The organism is Cutibacterium sp. LaCa_255, assembly GCF_057458005.1.
In genome coordinates, this window is record NZ_CP190956.1 from 86,474 (window position 1) to 103,310 (window position 16,837).

12 protein-coding genes, 1 pseudogene and 1 riboswitch are annotated in these 16,837 nt (G+C 63.5%); of the genes and pseudogenes, 8 read left to right on the forward strand and 5 right to left on the reverse strand.

What is annotated here, in order from left to right:
* Nucleotides 1-108 precede the first annotated feature (108 nt).
* From ACP8ML_RS00380 to ACP8ML_RS00410, 7 genes are all read left to right on the forward strand, one after another.
* The gene (locus ACP8ML_RS00380; RefSeq protein ID WP_065672956.1) at nucleotides 109-918 is read left to right on the forward strand and encodes a class I SAM-dependent methyltransferase; all 810 of its coding nucleotides are present in this window, start codon (nucleotides 109-111) and stop codon (nucleotides 916-918) included.
* A 30-nt stretch (nucleotides 919-948) separates the two neighbouring features.
* A riboswitch (cobalamin riboswitch) is annotated at nucleotides 949-1,129 on the forward strand.
* Between the two features lie 269 nt (nucleotides 1,130-1,398).
* Complete coding sequence (locus ACP8ML_RS00385) at nucleotides 1,399-2,232, forward strand: ABC transporter substrate-binding protein (RefSeq protein WP_462553326.1); 834 nt, start codon at nucleotides 1,399-1,401, stop codon at nucleotides 2,230-2,232.
* Nucleotides 2,232-3,395, forward strand: coding sequence for a FecCD family ABC transporter permease (locus ACP8ML_RS00390; protein WP_065672957.1), 1,164 nt, complete (start codon nucleotides 2,232-2,234; stop codon nucleotides 3,393-3,395). Before ACP8ML_RS00385 ends, ACP8ML_RS00390 begins: the two co-directional genes overlap by 1 nt.
* On the forward strand, nucleotides 3,392-4,162 hold the full coding sequence (locus ACP8ML_RS00395; protein WP_065672958.1) for an ABC transporter ATP-binding protein: 771 nt from the start codon (nucleotides 3,392-3,394) through the stop codon (nucleotides 4,160-4,162). Before ACP8ML_RS00390 ends, ACP8ML_RS00395 begins: the two co-directional genes overlap by 4 nt.
* 83 nt (nucleotides 4,163-4,245) lie before the next feature.
* Nucleotides 4,246-5,703 (forward strand): NAD-dependent succinate-semialdehyde dehydrogenase, encoded by a 1,458-nt coding sequence (locus ACP8ML_RS00400; RefSeq protein ID WP_065672959.1) that lies wholly within the window; start codon nucleotides 4,246-4,248, stop codon nucleotides 5,701-5,703.
* Nucleotides 5,704-5,747: 44 nt separating this feature from the next.
* Entirely contained in the window at nucleotides 5,748-7,040 is a 1,293-nt protein-coding gene (locus tag ACP8ML_RS00405; RefSeq protein WP_117188276.1) for a chloride channel protein, read from the forward strand.
* A gap of 56 nt (nucleotides 7,041-7,096) precedes the next feature.
* Entirely contained in the window at nucleotides 7,097-9,463 is a 2,367-nt protein-coding gene (locus ACP8ML_RS00410) for a glycogen/starch/alpha-glucan phosphorylase (RefSeq protein WP_117188274.1), read from the forward strand.
* A gap of 118 nt (nucleotides 9,464-9,581) precedes the next feature.
* Here ACP8ML_RS00410 and ACP8ML_RS00415 read toward each other — a convergent pair whose 3' ends face one another.
* Together ACP8ML_RS00415 and ACP8ML_RS00420 are read right to left on the reverse strand one after the other, a co-directional pair.
* Nucleotides 9,582-9,974 (reverse strand): hypothetical protein, encoded by a 393-nt coding sequence (locus tag ACP8ML_RS00415; RefSeq protein ID WP_065672962.1) that lies wholly within the window; start codon nucleotides 9,972-9,974, stop codon nucleotides 9,582-9,584.
* Nucleotides 9,971-10,594 (reverse strand): sigma factor-like helix-turn-helix DNA-binding protein, encoded by a 624-nt coding sequence (locus ACP8ML_RS00420; protein WP_065673070.1) that lies wholly within the window; start codon nucleotides 10,592-10,594, stop codon nucleotides 9,971-9,973. The genes ACP8ML_RS00415 and ACP8ML_RS00420 overlap by 4 nt, the downstream gene beginning before the upstream one ends.
* 169 nt (nucleotides 10,595-10,763) lie before the next feature.
* Here ACP8ML_RS00420 and ACP8ML_RS00425 point away from each other — a divergent pair, with 169 nt between their 5' ends.
* Nucleotides 10,764-11,891 carry a 6-phosphofructokinase gene (locus tag ACP8ML_RS00425; protein ID WP_249361146.1) on the forward strand — a complete coding sequence of 376 codons (1,128 nt, stop codon included), beginning with the start codon at nucleotides 10,764-10,766 and terminating at the stop codon, nucleotides 11,889-11,891.
* A gap of 50 nt (nucleotides 11,892-11,941) precedes the next feature.
* Here the strand turns inward: ACP8ML_RS00425 and ACP8ML_RS00430 are convergent, their stop codons facing one another.
* From ACP8ML_RS00430 to ACP8ML_RS00440, 3 genes and pseudogenes are all read right to left on the reverse strand, one after another.
* A complete protein-coding gene (locus tag ACP8ML_RS00430) occupies nucleotides 11,942-12,526 on the reverse strand; it encodes a helix-turn-helix transcriptional regulator (RefSeq protein ID WP_117188272.1) in 585 nt (194 codons plus the stop codon).
* On the reverse strand, nucleotides 12,523-15,312 hold the full coding sequence (locus ACP8ML_RS00435) for a multicopper oxidase domain-containing protein (RefSeq protein ID WP_117188270.1): 2,790 nt from the start codon (nucleotides 15,310-15,312) through the stop codon (nucleotides 12,523-12,525). The genes ACP8ML_RS00430 and ACP8ML_RS00435 overlap by 4 nt, the downstream gene beginning before the upstream one ends.
* Nucleotides 15,299-16,402 (reverse strand): annotated as a pseudogene (locus ACP8ML_RS00440) (hypothetical protein); the annotation flags it as partial. The gene ACP8ML_RS00435 and the pseudogene ACP8ML_RS00440, both read right to left, overlap by 14 nt.
* Nucleotides 16,403-16,837 lie beyond the last annotated feature (435 nt).

Below are 16,837 nucleotides of genomic sequence, written 5' to 3' on the forward strand. Positions count from 1 at the left end.
CCCGAGCCCCTCGTCGCGCATCGTGCTGGCGGTCGAATCGGAGCGTCCTCCCGTGGTAGGAGGATGGTGATGCCACAGGATTGGTCCCGATGAACATGGGAGGCGCCGATGAGGATCAGTGATTACTTCGGACTGTGGGAGAACGATAGGAGATCGGACCCCGCGCGCAGATCTTTGGAACAGGAAAAGGCGTTTTGGCATGGGCACGCAGCGGTCTACGACCAGCACGCAGGTTTGACGTGCAGTTCCCTGGCTCAGATCGGCACCGTGACCAGCATCGTCGAACCTGAGTCATCGATCCTTGACGTTGGCGGCGGAACCGGACGGTTCGCGATTCCGCTGGCACAACGCGGCTGCCGTGTGACTGTCGTAGACCGTTCAGAGGACATGCTCCGTGTGCTTTCGGAGAATGCTGAAGCCGAGGAAGTCAAGATCGAGACGATCCAGGGGCAATGGCCCATGGACACAGGAAGGGTTTTCGACACCGTTCTTGCTGCGTGGTCCTTGTACTGGGCCCTCGATCTGGCGGCGTCCTTGCGGGCATTGGTTCGGCAGGCTCGACGGCACGTCATCATTATTGACACCACTGGATCACCGACGGCCTGGGATCATGCCCTTGCAGCAGCACAGGGGGAAGATGTCCGTGTTTCACAGGCTCGCCATCTACTCCTTGCAGGTGGCCTCGCACAATTGGGGATTCCAGCAGAAATTAGAATTCTCGAGGAATATCGAGTTGTTTCTGAAGATGAATTGTACCATGAGGTCCAGACTCGAGGAGGTAATTTTTCCGAGGCGATCAGGATTATGGATTCCTATGCGATTGGATTCCCGCGCGGATGGAGGTGTAGACGCACAATTGGTCTGGTGCATGTAGATGCGAAGGGCCTTGTGGGGGCCCTGCCCGACATGCCTGTGTGAGGGGAGTGTCGATCAGTTCAAGGTCTTCATTGATAAGGTATGTGTATCGGTAACCTAAATGGGTGTGAGGGAACTCCGGTGTGATTCCGGGGCTGACGCGCAGCGGTGACGGTGACCGTCTCGGCGTATGCCACTGGGCCAGTGAGGCCTGGGAAGGTGCTGAAACGGGTTGAACCCCAGTCCGAAGACCTGCCGATGAAAATCCACTCGACACAAGCTCGCGTCATGGCTTTTGGTTGGAAACCCTTACGTGGGGCCCATCTGTGACCGTTGGCGTGGGAACGGAACGGAAGGACCATTGCGATGGCGCGAAGGTACACGCGGAGGGTCGCTCTTGTCGCTGCATTAGTGATTCCTGTCTCATTCATGGCTGGTTGTGGGAGCGCCGTCACGGAGCAGAACGCCTCGACGGCGTCGTCCCACGCAACCGGTTCGAAGGCCGGGCACACGTCATACCCGCTGACGGTGGAGAGCTGTGGGGTGAAGCAGACGTTCGATTCCGCCCCGACGCGCGCAGTGACATTGACGTCAACGGCGACTGAGACGATGCTCGAGCTAGGGCTGGAGAAGAGCATGGTCGGGACGGCGTACCAACGCACTCGCCCCATCGGTGCCCAATACAAGGAGGCCTACGACTCGGTGTCGGTTTTGGCCGCTGGGCAGCCTTCCATGGAGAAGCTTTTGTCCGTAAATCCTGATTTCGTGTATTCCGGGTACCCGGACGGTTTCTCAAGGAGCAACGGTCACACCCGGAAAGACCTACAGAAGATGGGGATCAAGACGCATCTCAGCCCTGTGGGATGCACCAATGAGGTCAAGGCCTTGGATGATGAGACCAAGGAGATCAGGACCATCGGCCAGATCTTCGATGTGAATGACCGAGCTGAGGCATCGATTCGAAAGTTCAACGACAAGGTCAATGCCGTCAAGAAGTCCGTGAAGGGGAAGGAGCGCCCCAAGGTGTTCCTCTACAACTCAGGTGAGGACGCCCCGACGACAGTTGGTGGGTGGGCCTATGCATCGGTGATGATCGATGCGGCGGGAGGCGAGAACATCTTCGCGAATGAACCGCTGCGGTGGGGAAAGATGTCGTGGGAGCAGGTTGCAAAGGCTGATCCAGACATGATTCTGATTTACGACTACAAGACCCCGAGTGTCGATCAGAAGATCAAGACGTTGAAGTCAATTCCGGCACTGAAGGACACCAAGGCCGTCAAGAACAATGCCTTCCCGGTGATCAGTCTCTCGTTGGCACAGCCCGGCCCGCGTTCGGCTGAAGGTATCGAGCAGCTTGCCAAGCAGTTCCACGGCTGATGATGGGTGCACGTGGTGGCATTGATGAGTCATCCACGGCTGTGAAACGGCAGGACGAACTCGTTGCTGTCCTCAATGCCCTTCCATCCGAGTCGGCATCTGTCGGGGAAGACAGGTGGCGTGGCGATTCGCATCGTGGACACCTGGTCATAGTCTTGTCCGTACTGGCCGTCACGTTGATTCTTGTCCTGGGACTCGCGCTGTCAATTGGCTCGGTTCATGTTCCCTTCGTCCAAGTATGGAAGGTCGTTGCGCACCGGGCTCTGCCGGCAGGTGTCGTCACCGTTGATTGGACTGCGTCGATCGACAGGATCGTTGCTGATGTCCGGCTTCCTCGTGTGCTCCTGGCGGCAGTCGCAGGGATGGCGCTGACCACTGTCGGCACAGTCGTGCAGGCGCTGCTTCGCAACCCACTGGCGAGCCCCACGGTGCTCGGCGTGTCGTCGGGAGCTGCAACCGGAGCCATTACCGTCATGCGGTTTGGTCTGCTCCTCGGTGGTGCGGTCTCTCTCGGGTTGGCCGCGTTCGCAGGCGCGTTCCTGACGCTTCTACTCGTCTTGGTGATCGCCAGACGGAGGCAAACCCTTTCTGCAGGAACGTTGGTTCTCACCGGCATGGCGGTTTCGGCCCTGTTGTCGGCAGTCAACAACTTCATGGTTCTGACCTCCCCGGATCCGCAACTGGCGTCGCAAGTCCTCTTTTGGAGTCTCGGAGGCTTCGGGGCCGCCAAGTGGGAGAACCTTCCCGTCCCCACCCTCGTCCTCGCTGTGGGAATGCTCTTATGCCTGGCTGAGGCGTCAAATCTCAACCTCCTTCTTGGTGGGGAAGGGACAGCGGGTTCTCTCGGCCTGGACGTTGATCGGTTCCGAACCTGGATGTTCGTTGTGGCAGCTGCAATTGTCGGTGTGACAGTTGCGGTGTGTGGCGTCATAGGATTCGTCGGCCTGGTGATGCCGCACATTACGAGGATGCTGGTTGGCGCAGATCACCGCCGAACCCTTCCCGTAGGACTGCTTCTGGGTGCGATTTTCACCGTGCTGGCGGATGTTGGGGCGCGGATGGCCATTGAGCCGCAGGAATTGCCGGTAGGTATTGTGACCGCGCTTGTCGGGGCTCCATTCTTCCTGTTCCTGTTGCGACGCACCTTGGGGGAGACGTCATGATCGTCAGTGGTGCAGAACTGGTGGTCGCGGGCCTGGGTGTCGACATCGAGGGGCGCCACATCGTCCAGGATGTCGACTTCGTCGCCCACCCCGGTCAGGTGGTGGGGATCCTCGGCCCCAATGGGAGCGGCAAGTCGACGATGCTGCGCTCAATCTTCCACTCGAGACGCCCTACGAAGGGGACGGTGACCGTCGATGGTGTCGATGTCTGGGCGCGAGACACGAAGTGGTCCTCCCGGCACATTTCGGTGGTTCTCCAAGAGACTCCCGCGGAGTTCCCGCTGACGTGCGGGGAAATCGTCCGGATGGGGAGGACACCTCACAAGAAGTCGTGGCGGTCGCTGAGCGAGGGCGACCTTGCCCTGTGCGGCGCAGCCATGGAGCTTATGGAGGTTGGAGATCTCGCGACGTCGACATTCTCACGGATTTCTGGAGGAGAACGGCAGCGGGTGACAATCGCGAGGGCGCTGGCGCAGCAGACCGGCCTGCTGATCATGGATGAACCGACGAACCACCTTGACATTCATCATCAACTCAAGGTGATGGAGCTGTCGCGGCGCCTCAGGTCGACGGTGGTGGTGGCACTTCACGACATCAATCTGGCCGCACGATTCTGCGACACCCTTGTACTGATGTCGAAGGGCACATGTGTGGCAGCGGGTGCGCCATCGGCCGTGCTGTCTCCGGGAATCCTGGACGACGTCTACAAAGTGTGCACTCATCTCGGTCGACACCCGAGTGGCGCTGTTCAAGTAACCGTCCTGTGATTGTCGGTGGTGCCGGCCGTGTTCCCCTCCCCGTGAACACCGAACTCCCTCAAAGCGTCGAAACCCCGTCGTAGGGTGGGTTCATGACGACCAACGACCGCTCGCTCCCATCAGATCTGCCCTCTCAGCTGCTCATTGACGGAGAATGGGTGGACGCCGAGGCGTCCCGCACCTTCGACGTCCTCGACCCCTCCACCGAGAAGTCACTCGTCGCCATCGCCGATGCGTCCGTCGACCAGGGCACCGACGCCCTCGACGCCGCCGTCCGTGCCCAGGAATCCTGGGCCGACACCTCCCCGCGTGAGCGCAGCGAGATCCTGCGCAAGGCCTTCGAGCTCGTCACCGAGCGCAAGGACGACTTCGCCAAGCTCATGACCCTCGAGATGGGCAAGCCGCTGGCCGAGTCCTACGGAGAGGTCACCTACGGCGGGGAGTTCCTGCGCTGGTTCTCCGAGGAGGCAGTGCGCATTCGCGGTGACTACGGCTTGCTCCCGGAGGGCAAGATCCGCCAGCTCGTCACCAAGCGGCCCGTCGGCCCGTGCCTGTTCATCACCCCGTGGAACTTCCCGCTGGCCATGGCCACCCGCAAGATCGCCCCGGCTCTTGCCGCCGGCTGCACGGTGGTCATCCGCCCGGCCTCGGCCACCCCGCTGACCACCCTGCTCTTCGCCAAGACCCTCGTCGACGCCGGTCTTCCCGCCGGGGTCGTCAATGTCATCACCGGTCGTGACCACGCCGTCACGGACGCCATCCTGGAGGACCCGCGGCTGCGCAAGCTCTCCTTCACCGGATCCACCGGGGTTGGCGTCAACCTGTTGGAGAAGGCAGCCAAGCACGTGCTGCGCACCTCGATGGAGTTGGGCGGCAACGCTCCATTCATCGTCTTCGACGACGCTAACCTCGACCAGGCCATTGCCGGTGCCAGGGGAGCCAAGATGCGCAACATGGGAGAGGCCTGCATCGCTGCCAACCGGTTCATCGTCCACGAGTCGGTGGCCGAGGAGTTCACCAACCGGATGGTAGAGATGATGTCCGGCCTCACCGTCGGGGATGGCCTGGACGAGAAGTCCGAGGTCGGCCCGATGATCACCGAGAAGGATCGTGAGAAGGTCGACGGCCTGGTTCGTTCCGCGGTCAAGGCCGGTGCGACTGTTCACTGCGGCGGCGAGATCCCTGCGGGCAAGGGCTGGTTCTACCCGCCGACGGTGCTCTCCGGGGTGTCCGCCGATGCCGAGATCATGCAGACCGAGATCTTCGGACCGATCGCCCCGATCACCACCTTCAGCACCGAGGACGAGGCCCTGGCCATCGCCAACTCCGTCCCCGTCGGACTGGCCGGTTACGTCTTCACCGGCGACACCGCCCGAATCCTGCGGATGGGTCAGAAGCTGGAGACCGGCATGATCGGTGCCAATCTCGGTGTCTTCTCCAACGCGGCTGCCCCATTTGGTGGCGTCAAGGAGTCCGGTCTGGGCCGAGAAGGTTCCTACCAGGGCATTGAGGAATTCCTGGAGACGATCTACGTCGCTCTTCCGGCGTGACTCAAAGGACATGATCTCGAGGGTGGGACGGTAGCGTCTGCCGGGTGGGCACCTCACGTCTCCGACTCATCGCCGCCGTCGTCCTGACAGGGCTGGTGTCCGGACTCATCGGTGGCCTCATCGGCGAGCTGTCCCACCTCATCGAGGCCTGTGCCTTCGGTGCTCCCTTCTCCTCCTCGACGACCGGCGTCGGCGGGGTCGTCATGTGGCGACGGTTGGTCGCCCCGATCGCGGGCGCTGTCATCGCGGGCCTGACGTGGTGGTGGTTGCGTCCGCGTCCGTCAGGTTCGATCATCTCGGTACGCCAGGCTGTTGACATCGACTCCCCGAAACGTTTGCGGCCGATCGAAACCATCGTTGACGCCCTGGCCCAGCTCGTCGTCGTCGGGTCGGGAAGCTCCCTGGGCCGAGAGGCCGCGCCTCGTCAGATGGCTGCCCTGGCCGCCCAGGGGCTGTCCGACGGATTCCGCGTTGACGGCTCGACGAGACGAGTGCTGTTGGCCAGTGCCGCCGGGGCTGGTTTGGCGTCGGTCTACAACGTGCCGGTCGCCGGTGCCCTCTATGCCTTGGAACTGACGGTGCGTCCCGACCTGCGCACCCGGCGCGGTTGGGGACAGGTTGGGATTGCCGTCGTCATCTCGGTGCTCTCGACGGTGACGGCCTGGATCTTCAACCATGATCGGCCCATTTACCGCTCCCCGGTGGCCGAGGTCACCCCCTCCGGTCTGGGATGGATCGTCCTCCTCGTCGCAGTAGCCACCCCCATCGGAGCAGGGATGGGCGTGCTCTTCGGGGAGATGAAACGTCGCGTCCCGGTGACCTCCCGACTGTGGTGGACGGTGCCGCTCGGATCGATCGGAGTGACGGCCATCGCCCTCATGGCTCCCCAGGTGGTCGGAAACGGTCAGGTCATCGTCAATCTGGTACTGGCCCACCCCGTCGCCCCGGCCACGTTGGCGATTCTGCTCGTCGGGAAGATCCTCGCCACCACGGTGGCTCTGAGGTCCGGCGCTGCCGGCGGTCTGCTCACCCCGTCCCTGGCATCCGGTGCTCTCATCGGCACTCTCATCGCGGCAGCGGCGGGAATTGATTCCCCCTCCCAGGTCACGATGATGGCCATTGTGGGAGCCGGTTGTGTGCTGTCCATGACCCAGCGTGCCCCCCTGTTCGCGGTCGCCTTCGCCCTGGAGCTGACCCGTGCCGGGGCACTGGGTGTTCCGGTCGTTGTCGTCGCGGTGCTGCTCGGGTGGGCTGGTTTCGTCCTCATCGGCAAACGAGGGCCGGGGTTCCACGGAGGGATCGGTCGCGCTCCGGGGAATACATCAGGTTCGCGATAGTCTGACCTGGATGTACCAGCCGCCGTGCGGCGATCCTCCCAACCAAGGAAGGGCACATGACTCAGGATCTGGCTTCAGCAATCGCATTCCAGGTGCGATCCACCTCGGGACGCACCGTCACCGCGTCGACCCCCATGGAGGTGTGGCAGGGGCTGTCAGCCTCCGTCGTGGGCCGCATTGCCGACGATTGGGAGGCCACTGACGCCGTCTACAAGGCAGGACGTCAGGAGCACTACTTCTCCGCCGAGTTCCTCATGGGACGAGCCCTGCTCAATAACCTGTCGAACCTCGGCCTGGTCGACGAGACCCGGGAGGCCCTGGCCAGCTTCGGCATCGACCTGTCCCAGGTGCTCGAGCAGGAGCCGGACGCAGCCCTTGGCAACGGTGGCCTCGGTCGTCTGGCCGCCTGCTTCCTCGACTCCTGCGCCACCCTGGAACTGCCCGTTACCGGCTACGGCATCCTCTACCGTTACGGCCTGTTCAAGCAGCTCTTCGACAACGGTTTCCAGACCGAGCACCCGGACCCGTGGATGGAGGAGGGCTACCCCTTCGTCATCCGCCGCGAGGAGCAGCAGCGCATCGTCCGCTACGCCGACATGTGGGTGCGTGCCATCCCCCACGACATGCCGATCACCGGTTACGGAACTCGCAACGTCGGAACCCTGCGGTTGTGGAAGGCCGAGCCGATGGAGCAGTTCGACTACCAGGCCTTCAACTCCCAGCGCTTCACCGACGCCATCGTCGAGCGGGAGCGCACCTCCGACATCTCGCGTGTGCTGTACCCCAACGACACCACCTTCGAGGGCAAGGTGCTGCGGGTCCGTCAGCAGTACTTCTTCTGCTCGGCCTCCCTGCAGGAGATCGTCGACAACTACGTCAAGCACCACGGCGAGGACATGACGGACTTCGCCAAGTACAACTCGATCCAGCTCAACGACACCCATCCTGTGCTGTCCATCCCCGAGCTCATGCGCATCCTGCTCGACGAGCACGGCATGGGCTGGGACGAGGCCTGGGACATCGTCACCCACACCTTCGCCTACACCAACCACACCGTTCTGGCCGAGGCCCTCGAGAAGTGGGAGATGCAGATCTTCGATCGCATTTTCCCGCGCATCTCCGAGATCGTCCGCGAGATCGATCGTCGCTTCCGTGAGGACATGGGCAAGCGCGGCCTCGACGGCCAGACCATCGAGTACATGGCTCCGGTCTCGGGCAACCAGGTGCGGATGGCGTGGATCGCCTGTTATGCCTCCTACTCGATCAACGGTGTCGCCGCCCTGCACACCGAGATCATCAAGCGCGAGACCCTCAAGGAGTGGCACGCGATCTGGCCGGAGCGGTTCAACAACAAGACCAACGGCGTCACGCCGCGTCGCTGGCTCAACCAGTGCAACCCGCGTCTGGCAACCCTGCTGACCGAGGTCACCGGGTCCGACGCCTGGGTCAAGGACCTCTCGGTGCTCGCCAACCACACCGATTCCGTGGACGACTCGGTCTACGACCGCATCAATGAGATCAAGCACGCCAACAAGGTCGACTTCGCGGTCTGGGTGGCCGAGCGCGAAGGCGTCGAGATCGATCCGGATGCCATCTTCGACGTTCAGATCAAGCGTCTGCACGAGTACAAGCGCCAGCTGCTCAACGCCTTCTACGTGCTGGATCTGTACTTCCGTCTCAAGGACGACCCGACCCTCGACGTCCCGAAGCGCGTCTTCGTCTTCGGCGCCAAGGCCGCTCCCGGCTACATCCGTGCCAAGGCGATCATCAAATTCATCAACGAGGTGGCTCGCCTGGTCAACAACGACGAGGACATCAACGGCCGTATCAAGGTCGTCTTCATCCACAACTACAACGTCTCCCCGGCCGAGCACATCATCCCGGCCGCCGACGTCTCCGAGCAGATCTCGATGGCCGGCAAGGAGGCCTCGGGCACCTCGAACATGAAGTTCATGATGAACGGCGCGCTCACCCTGGGCACCCTGGACGGCGCCAACGTCGAGATCCTTGACGCCGTCGGTGACGAGAACGCCTACATCTTCGGTGCCACCGAGGAGGAACTGCCCTCCCTCAAGCGCGGGTACGACCCGCGCTGGCAGTACGAGAACGTGCCTGGTCTCAAGCGAGTCATCGACGCGCTGACCGACGGCACCCTCGACGACAACGGGTCCGGCTGGTTCCACGACCTGCGTCAGAGCCTCATGGAGCCCGGCTGGGAGGGCCCCGACGTCTACTACGTGCTCGGCGACTTCGAGTCCTACCGCACCGTCAAGGACGCCATGGCTGCCGACCACGCCGATGCTCGCGGTTGGGCCCGCAAGGCGTGGGTGAACATCACCAAGTCCGGCCGGTTCTCCTCGGACCGCACCATTCGCGACTACGCCGAGCAGGTGTGGAAGCTGGATCCGGCTCCGATCGACTGAGCGAGCGTCGGCTGACTGACGACGGCGGTAGCCGGGCTGCCCAGGGGTGGCCCGGCTTCTCCATCTCCTCGCGTGTCGAGGCTCGCGCCTCGGGACCCTTGACGTCGGTGAGGGGAGATCAGCGCCACAGGGCCTTGGTGGCCAGGGCCAGCAGGACGGCCCACAAGGCCGATGTCATCGTCCCGATGATGAACTGCTCGATGGCCGCACTGGATTCCTCGTTGGCCTCCTGAGCCCCGGTACCCGGAGTGGGTTGGGATTTCAGTTCGGCATAGCGGGCGAGGGTCTTGACGCCGAGAATGACGGCGATGCCGGCTGGATATCCGGTGAGAATGGCGGTGACGATGCCGAGTCTCTCCAGATAGCCGATCCACAGCCCGCCACGCAGCAGACCCTTGTCACCGTCGGTGTGGATCCCGGCAGCGTGGAAGACCAGGGAGACGACGTACTTCCCGGCCCACACCGCGGTGATGACGACGAGGACGGCCGCGATCCTCATGGCGATGGTCATTGCACATCCCGGGCCAGATCGACGGCGAGTTGGCGAGTCTGCACCAGGTACTCCCAGCGGGCACGGGTGAGACGTTGGCTGACGGCTGAAGTGCTGATACCCAGGGCTCGTGCGGTCTCCTCACTGGTCATGGACAGATCGTAGGACGCGACGATGTCGCGAGAGGCTGGCCGCAGTCCGCGTGCCAGGTCGACGACGACACTGGCCACCTGGGAGAACCGTCGCATGGCGTCGGTCCCGTCAGTGGCCACCTGGACACCTGCGCGACGGCGTCTGCACTCCTCGATGGCCTGACGGGCTTTGACGTATGCCGGTCCGCGTGCAGCTCTCGTGGAATCTGGCAGCGGAGTGACGACCTCGTCATGGGCGAGGCCGATTCGCCACGGCCCGCAACCGGCTGTCCACAGCGCATGGATGAGGGTGGCAGGGTCGGTCGAGAGGGCCTGGACCTCGTCCCCGGACGTGCGTTCTGGTGGAAGGGTCCAGTGTGGCGTGCCGACGCGGTAATCCGTCGGGCTGACGAGGAGTCCCGGGGAGGTGAGGGAGTCCAGGAGAGTGGGGACCTCGTCGTCATGACTGCGGCTTTCGAGCTGATCGGCCAGGATCACCCAGGCGAGCATGATCACGTCTCCCTCGTCAGTACTTGAGGCTAATGCCTCAATTATATCGGTGTTAAGCCATTCAGCTTAATAGTCTGCGGAATCAGGACGGATCCTTGTCTCCGGCAGGCCTGGTGAGGACGCCATCCGTGGGAGGATGGAGCACACCCGACACAGATCAGGAGTCGTCATGTCCAAGAAGAAGAAGGTCGGCATCCTCACCGCTGGTGGTGACTGCCCAGGTCTCAATGCCGCGATCCGTGGATTTGGCAAGGCAGCCATTCGGCAGCACGACATGGAGCTGATCGGTATTCAGGACGGCTTCCTCGGGCTGGCCGAGAATCGGACGATCACCCTGGATCCGCGCGCCCTCTCCGGCATCCTGACGGTCGGCGGAACCATTCTCGGAACCAGCCGTGACAAGGTCAATCGCATGATCATTGATGGTGAGGAAAAGGACATGGTCCCCACCATCGTCGAGAACTACGAGAAGCTCGGACTCGACGCGCTGGTCACCCTGGGTGGCGGTGGTACTTCCAAGAATGCTTACAAGCTTGCCAAGGCCGGGCTCAACGTCCTGCACCTGCCCAAGACCATTGACAACGACATTGTCGGCACCGATGACTCCTTCGGTTTCTCGACGGCCCTCGAGATCGCCACGGAGGCGATCGATCGGCTGCACTCCACCGCCCACTCCCACCACCGCATCATCCTGGCCGAGATCATGGGCCACCGTGCTGGCTGGCTCGCCCTGGGGTCTGGCATCGCCGGCGGCGCCGACGTCATTCTGCTGCCCGAGGTGCCCTACAAGGTTGACTCCATCGTCGAGGCGGTGGAGAGGCGCCGGAAGCAGGGCCTCAACTTCTCCGTGATCGCGGTGGCCGAGGGAGCCCGCGACGAGGCCGACTCCGCTGCGATGGCTGGGGCCCAGGCCCTCGTCGATTCCTCGAAGACCCCAGAGACGAAGGCCGCTGCCAAGAAGGCCAAGAAGGACCTCGAGCACTCGATGCGCGACAACACCCTCAAGCTGGCGACCCAGCTCGAGGAGGCCACCGGGCTGGAATCGCGAGTCTCCATCCTCGGCTACGTGCAGCGCGGCGGCATCCCGTGTGCCCATGACCGGCTGCTCGCCACTCGCCTGGGAACCATGGGAGCCAAGCTCGTCGACGACGGTGAGTTCGGCGTCATGGTGGCTGCCAAGGGCGGGGACACGATGACCGTTCCGCTCAAGGAGGTCGCCGGCAAGGTCAAGTACGTGCCCTCCGACCATCCGTGGGTCGAGGCAGCTCGCGAGGTCGGAACGGGCCTCGGCGACTGAGTTGTGATGCCCCTGGCCTCGGCCAGGGGCATTCGTCTGCCTGCCGTCCTTCAGGCTGCGGTGTGGATCACGCACTTTCCCCCTGGGTTGGCGTCAATGGTTGCCGTCTTCCCCGTCACACCCTCGACGACCCCGCAGTGCAGGGCACAGACCACCTGCGGGTGACCGAGGGCCAGGTCGAGGAAAGGACAGTGTCGAAGCACGATTCCCTCATCCTCGGGGGCGGGGGAGAAGCCCATCTCGTCGAGGACGGCGACGAGGTTGCCGGGGCGATGATGCCCCCAGCGCTGACCGATACGCGTGGCGGTCCCTGCCGGATCGTCGCTGGTGGCAACCTCCTCGACGAGCATCTGGGCCAGCAGTCGGTAGGCACGCGGTCCCTCGTCGTTGACGAGGGTGAAGACGGTGTGGGGTCGGCCCCGAGTGGTCCGGTGCTGGCGGGTCGTCTCGACGCGCCCCTGCTCGACGAGACGATCGAGGTGGAACCGTGCCGTCGAGGGGTGAATCCCCAAGTCAGCAGCTACTTCCGCACTGGTGGCAGAGCCGCCACGCCTCTGCAGGGCGTCCGCGACCTCGTCGATCCTCTTCTCGGACCCGGGGTCAACCAGACTTGTGTCGTTGTCACGTCGACTCATGCCGTCACCTCGATGATTCCCCGAGCGCCGCGTTCCATTTCCACGAAGGAGTGGTTGACGAAGGTGTAATGACCCGGTTCCTCGAAGACCATCTCGACGAAGCCACCCTGGGCACTGGACAGGTCGAGAGCCTGGCAGCCACCGCCCTCCGGATTGCCACGCCTGAGGGTGTAGGCGCCCTCCTTGAACACGGTGTCGAACTGGGTGCCGACGACGTGGAAGGAGCAGCCGCGACTCGGGCCGGCTGCCAGCACCCAGATGCGTACCCGCTCACCGACCTTGGCCTTCAGTGGCTCGAAGACGTACTGGTTGGCGTGACCGTTGAACATCGTCAGGTCCGGGGTCTCGTTGGCGATCTTGCCCGTGTCGACCTCGGCCCCGTTGTGCTCGCTGAGGTAGGTCTCCGACTGCACCAGGTAGTACTCGCGATCGGCGCGCGGCAGGTCATGCGGGGGGACGATGACGGCACCGAACATGCCAGCCGCGATGTGGGCCGACATCGGCATGGTGGAGCAGTGGTAGAGCCAGATTCCGGCGCGGTGAAGGGTGAAGTTGTAGTCCAGTTCATGGCCCGGGGCAATGGTGCGCATCACCTCGTCAGGGGAGACGGTACCGGCGTGGAAGTCCAGGGAGTGACCCATCGTCCCCCTGTTGACCAGGTGTATCCGCATCTCGTCGCCGATTCGGGCGTGGATGACCGGCGCCATGTAGCGACCGTTGTAGGTCATGGCGTCGATGGTCGTCCCCGGGGCGATCTCCTGCACGGATTCCTTCGCGGTCAAGGTCATCGTGTGGACGCGTCCGGCCAGCAGCGGGGGGACGACGGCGTCACGGGTCGTGAATCCCTTGCCAGGAGACTCGGTGAGGTCGATCTTGCGGCGAGGATTGGTCGAACCCATGTGGTTGTCGTGTTCGGCACCTCCTGGCATGCCACTGACCTGAACCTTGAGCACCATGCCCATCGACTTGTGGCCGACGATGGTGCACCAGCCTTCGGTCGGACCGGTGATGACCCCGGCCTTGACGGTGGCGTGGGCCCCGGGATCCAGGCGTGGTGAATGGGCGCCATTGGCGAACTGCAGGTCGTGGACCTGGTTGGGGTCCTTGTTGGTGATCTCGACGACGAGCTCGTCACCGGCGGGGACGCTGATGGTGCTCGGGTGGTACTTCATGCCCTCGGCAGTGATGCTGACTGTCGTGGTGTGGCCGGTGGGGGAGACCTTCCCGACCACCGCGGCCGGGCCGTCGGCGTCATCGGCGGGTGCGTTCTGGTCCAGACGGTGACCAACGGCGGCTGCCGTCAGGGCGGTGGCAGCGCCGGCAAAGGCTCCGACGAAGGAGCGGCGATCAGTCGGAGCGGTGGGAGCCGGGTCGACGGTCTTGGGCGTGATGCCGGTGACGGCGGAACTGCTCGGGGCGTCGGATTCGGTGGATGTGGTGGCTGTCGGCTTGGCAGCAGGGGAGACGGCTGCCCTCTCGGGGGAGGCCCCAGGGGTTTCCCCCCTCTCGGCAGGGGTGGCCGCCCGAGCCGCCATCTGGCGTCCCTTCTCCTTGAGCAAGGGGACGCCGGTGCGCACCATCGCTGCGGTGGCAGGCAGGAAGGTGGCCAGTCCGACGACGGCCATCACCATGCCGAGGCGACGAGTCCAGGCGCCCATGGCGAGCACCCACAGCAACAGCCCGGCATTGGTGATGGTGGCTCGCAGCGCGCCGAAGGCGTGCATTTTGGCATTGGTCGCCCGGACGATCTTCGGCCCGCCACCCATGACCATCGGCATGAGATAGCTCATGGCGCCGATGAGGAGCTGGAGCAGGAAACCGACGATGACGGGCACCGAGAGGGTGAAGATGTCGTCAGCCAGCAGCCCGGTGCCCTTGGAAGCGAGTTTCCAGGCCAGCCAGACGAGCCACACCAGCATCCAGCAGATGGCCGCCCCCATGGTGAATCCGGGGAAGTCACGCGGCGGCTTGTGGACGGCACAGGCCACGAGATCTCCGAGCACGATGCAGACGCCGATGATGTGGGCAGTGACGCCGATGGCAGCGAGCCACCACAGCCCGCACAGGGCGCTGACGGTGGTGACGGCGACCGCGGCCATCATGACGTACAGGGAGTACCTGCCGTGGCGATCTTGGGCGGGTTGCATCTTGGTGCGCAGCACGGTTGGCCACAAGGTGATGAGGGTGCCGACGACGGTCAGACCGACGAATCCGAGCAGGTTGAGGGCCTGGTGGGCGACGAGCAGACGGGTTCGCCACGGCTCTACCGGGGAGAAGGCCATGATCGCACCGAGGGTCGCTCCCAGGGGCAGCAGGCAGGCGGCCGCGCAGTAGAACCTCACCGTGGAGTCGAAACGGCCGGGGAGGGCGTGGCGAACCTGATGGCCCAAGTCAAAGGCGTACCAGGTGAGCATCGAGCCGACGATCACCGCTCCTACGACCGTCACCCACGGCCAGTCCGCCACCATGCCGACACAGGTGACGATGATGCCTGCCGTCAGCAGACGGATGCGCAAGACCTGACGACTGCGATCAGCCTCGGTGAGGTTGTTGTGCAGGATCGCCTCGGTGAAGTACTGGCCCCACACCATGATCGAGGTCGTTGCGACGCCTAGGGTGACCATGTGGACCAACAGCCAGCGCGACTGCGGGATCCACCGGTTCACGATCGCCACGATGAGCAGGGCCGCCAGCCACCCGGAGACCGGACGGGACGCCTTGCGGTGCCAGCTGCGCTTGTTCGTGTCCGGCTTGCGGCCGGCCGACGCGGACGTGATCTCGGCCATGGTCCCTCCTGAGGGGGAGTGTCGTGTGTGGGGTTGCAGGCTTCGGGTGGGTGTCGGGTCGACTTCGCGAACGAACATGGGTGGCCACAACGGCCACCAGGGTCAGCAGGCTCAGCACGTTGACGACACCGCCCGCCTGCACCGCGGTGGGACGATTCAAGGCGTCACCGATGCCGATGCGCACCAGCAGGGAGGTCTCCAGGAGGAAGGCCGGCAGCCAGAACCACGTCGTCCAGCTCAGTCTGACGCGTAGTACCGCGGGGAGGATGATCGGGGCGTGGCCGAGGATCATCCCCATCGTGAATCCGAGGAAGACTGAGTGGACGACGGCGTCATAGGCCCGTCCGGTGGTGAGGAGGCCATTGATCGTCCAGATCAGACCAGCCAGACCGAGCCACAGGTAACCGATCATGAGCAACAGGCCAATGTAGGCCGACTGCCCGCCACGCTTCAGTTCGCCGCGGGCGACGTCGTTACGGCACAGCCACACCGCCAGAGCAATGAGGACGAGTCCGAGCAGTCGGTACCCGATCTGGGGGCTGGCGACCGAGACGAAGAGAGCGGCCACGACGGTCAGACACAGAGCTGGGAGGGCGCGATTGCGAGTCATCGTCAGACGGGAGAGTTCCAGCCTCTCGCCGCAGATCGTCAGGATGAGGTAGCAGGCAAGCCATCCGATGACGTCAGGGACGTCGGCCCCTGAGGTGAGCAGAGCGGCTGCACCGGCGGCGCAGAAGGCGCCGGCAATCTGGATGACGGTGGCGTCGTCCTGGTTGCGTTTCCACAGCGGGACATAAATGCCCAGCAGACCGAGCTGTGCCAGGGTGAGCAGGGTCAGGCCGAACCGGGGAGGCGTGAGGGGCACGAGGAGGACGATCACGCCAAGCCCCGAGATCAACGGAACGAGGTAGCCAGGTCTCTTCCCCAGGGCGACTGCCCGTTCCAGGCAGATGACGGTGCCGACGAAGCCGAGCACCATGAGGGGTCCGTGCCAGTCCGACAGCCGTGACGACAGCACCGGGGACCAGACGCCAAGGAGTAACAAGGCGCCGTCAAGGCCCGCCAACAGGGAGATTCCGGCCCCGACCATGAGCCAGGCTCGGCGCGATCCGACGGAGGAAGTGGGCACTGGGGAGTCCTCTTTTCGATGATCGACTCCTCAAAATACTACGTGCGCCGAGGTTTTTTCTACTTGTCCTACCGGGGATGGCAGGAGCAAGCGGGGCTCTCGGGATCATGGTTCAGGGTGTGCAGACATGGTGATCTTGCGCTCGTCGGGAGTCAGGTCGTCCAGCATGCGGAGGGGTGTTAGCATGATATATATTTGGTGTCCATGGAGAGGTGGACATATCACTACTAATTCTGTGCTAATTTGCGATTTGCGGTTGTGTCATGTTTGAAATGATGACTAATCCATGTATCTGTGTAGTGTCATTTTCCTGACTTGCGTGAAATTAGTTCCTTGCCTTCAATGACTCCAATTATTATATATGGTGTCGAAGGATGGGCATGTGAGTCTAGATAA

What these genes read in the sequence shown, in the direction of transcription:
- ACP8ML_RS00380 (WP_065672956.1), top strand. Translation starts at nt 109, where the DNA reads ATGAGGATCAGTGATTACTTCGGACTGTGGGAGAACGATAGGAGATCG.
- ACP8ML_RS00390 (WP_065672957.1), top strand. Translation starts at nt 2,232, where the DNA reads ATGATGGGTGCACGTGGTGGCATTGATGAGTCATCCACGGCTGTGAAA.
- ACP8ML_RS00395 (WP_065672958.1), top strand. Translation starts at nt 3,392, where the DNA reads ATGATCGTCAGTGGTGCAGAACTGGTGGTCGCGGGCCTGGGTGTCGAC.
- ACP8ML_RS00400 (WP_065672959.1), top strand. Translation starts at nt 4,246, where the DNA reads ATGACGACCAACGACCGCTCGCTCCCATCAGATCTGCCCTCTCAGCTG.
- ACP8ML_RS00410 (WP_117188274.1), top strand. Translation starts at nt 7,097, where the DNA reads ATGACTCAGGATCTGGCTTCAGCAATCGCATTCCAGGTGCGATCCACC.
- ACP8ML_RS00415 (WP_065672962.1), bottom strand. Translation starts at nt 9,974, where the DNA reads ATGACCATCGCCATGAGGATCGCGGCCGTCCTCGTCGTCATCACCGCG.
- ACP8ML_RS00420 (WP_065673070.1), bottom strand. Translation starts at nt 10,594, where the DNA reads ATGCTCGCCTGGGTGATCCTGGCCGATCAGCTCGAAAGCCGCAGTCAT.
- ACP8ML_RS00425 (WP_249361146.1), top strand. Translation starts at nt 10,764, where the DNA reads ATGTCCAAGAAGAAGAAGGTCGGCATCCTCACCGCTGGTGGTGACTGC.
- ACP8ML_RS00430 (WP_117188272.1), bottom strand. Translation starts at nt 12,526, where the DNA reads ATGAGTCGACGTGACAACGACACAAGTCTGGTTGACCCCGGGTCCGAG.
- ACP8ML_RS00435 (WP_117188270.1), bottom strand. Translation starts at nt 15,312, where the DNA reads ATGGCCGAGATCACGTCCGCGTCGGCCGGCCGCAAGCCGGACACGAAC.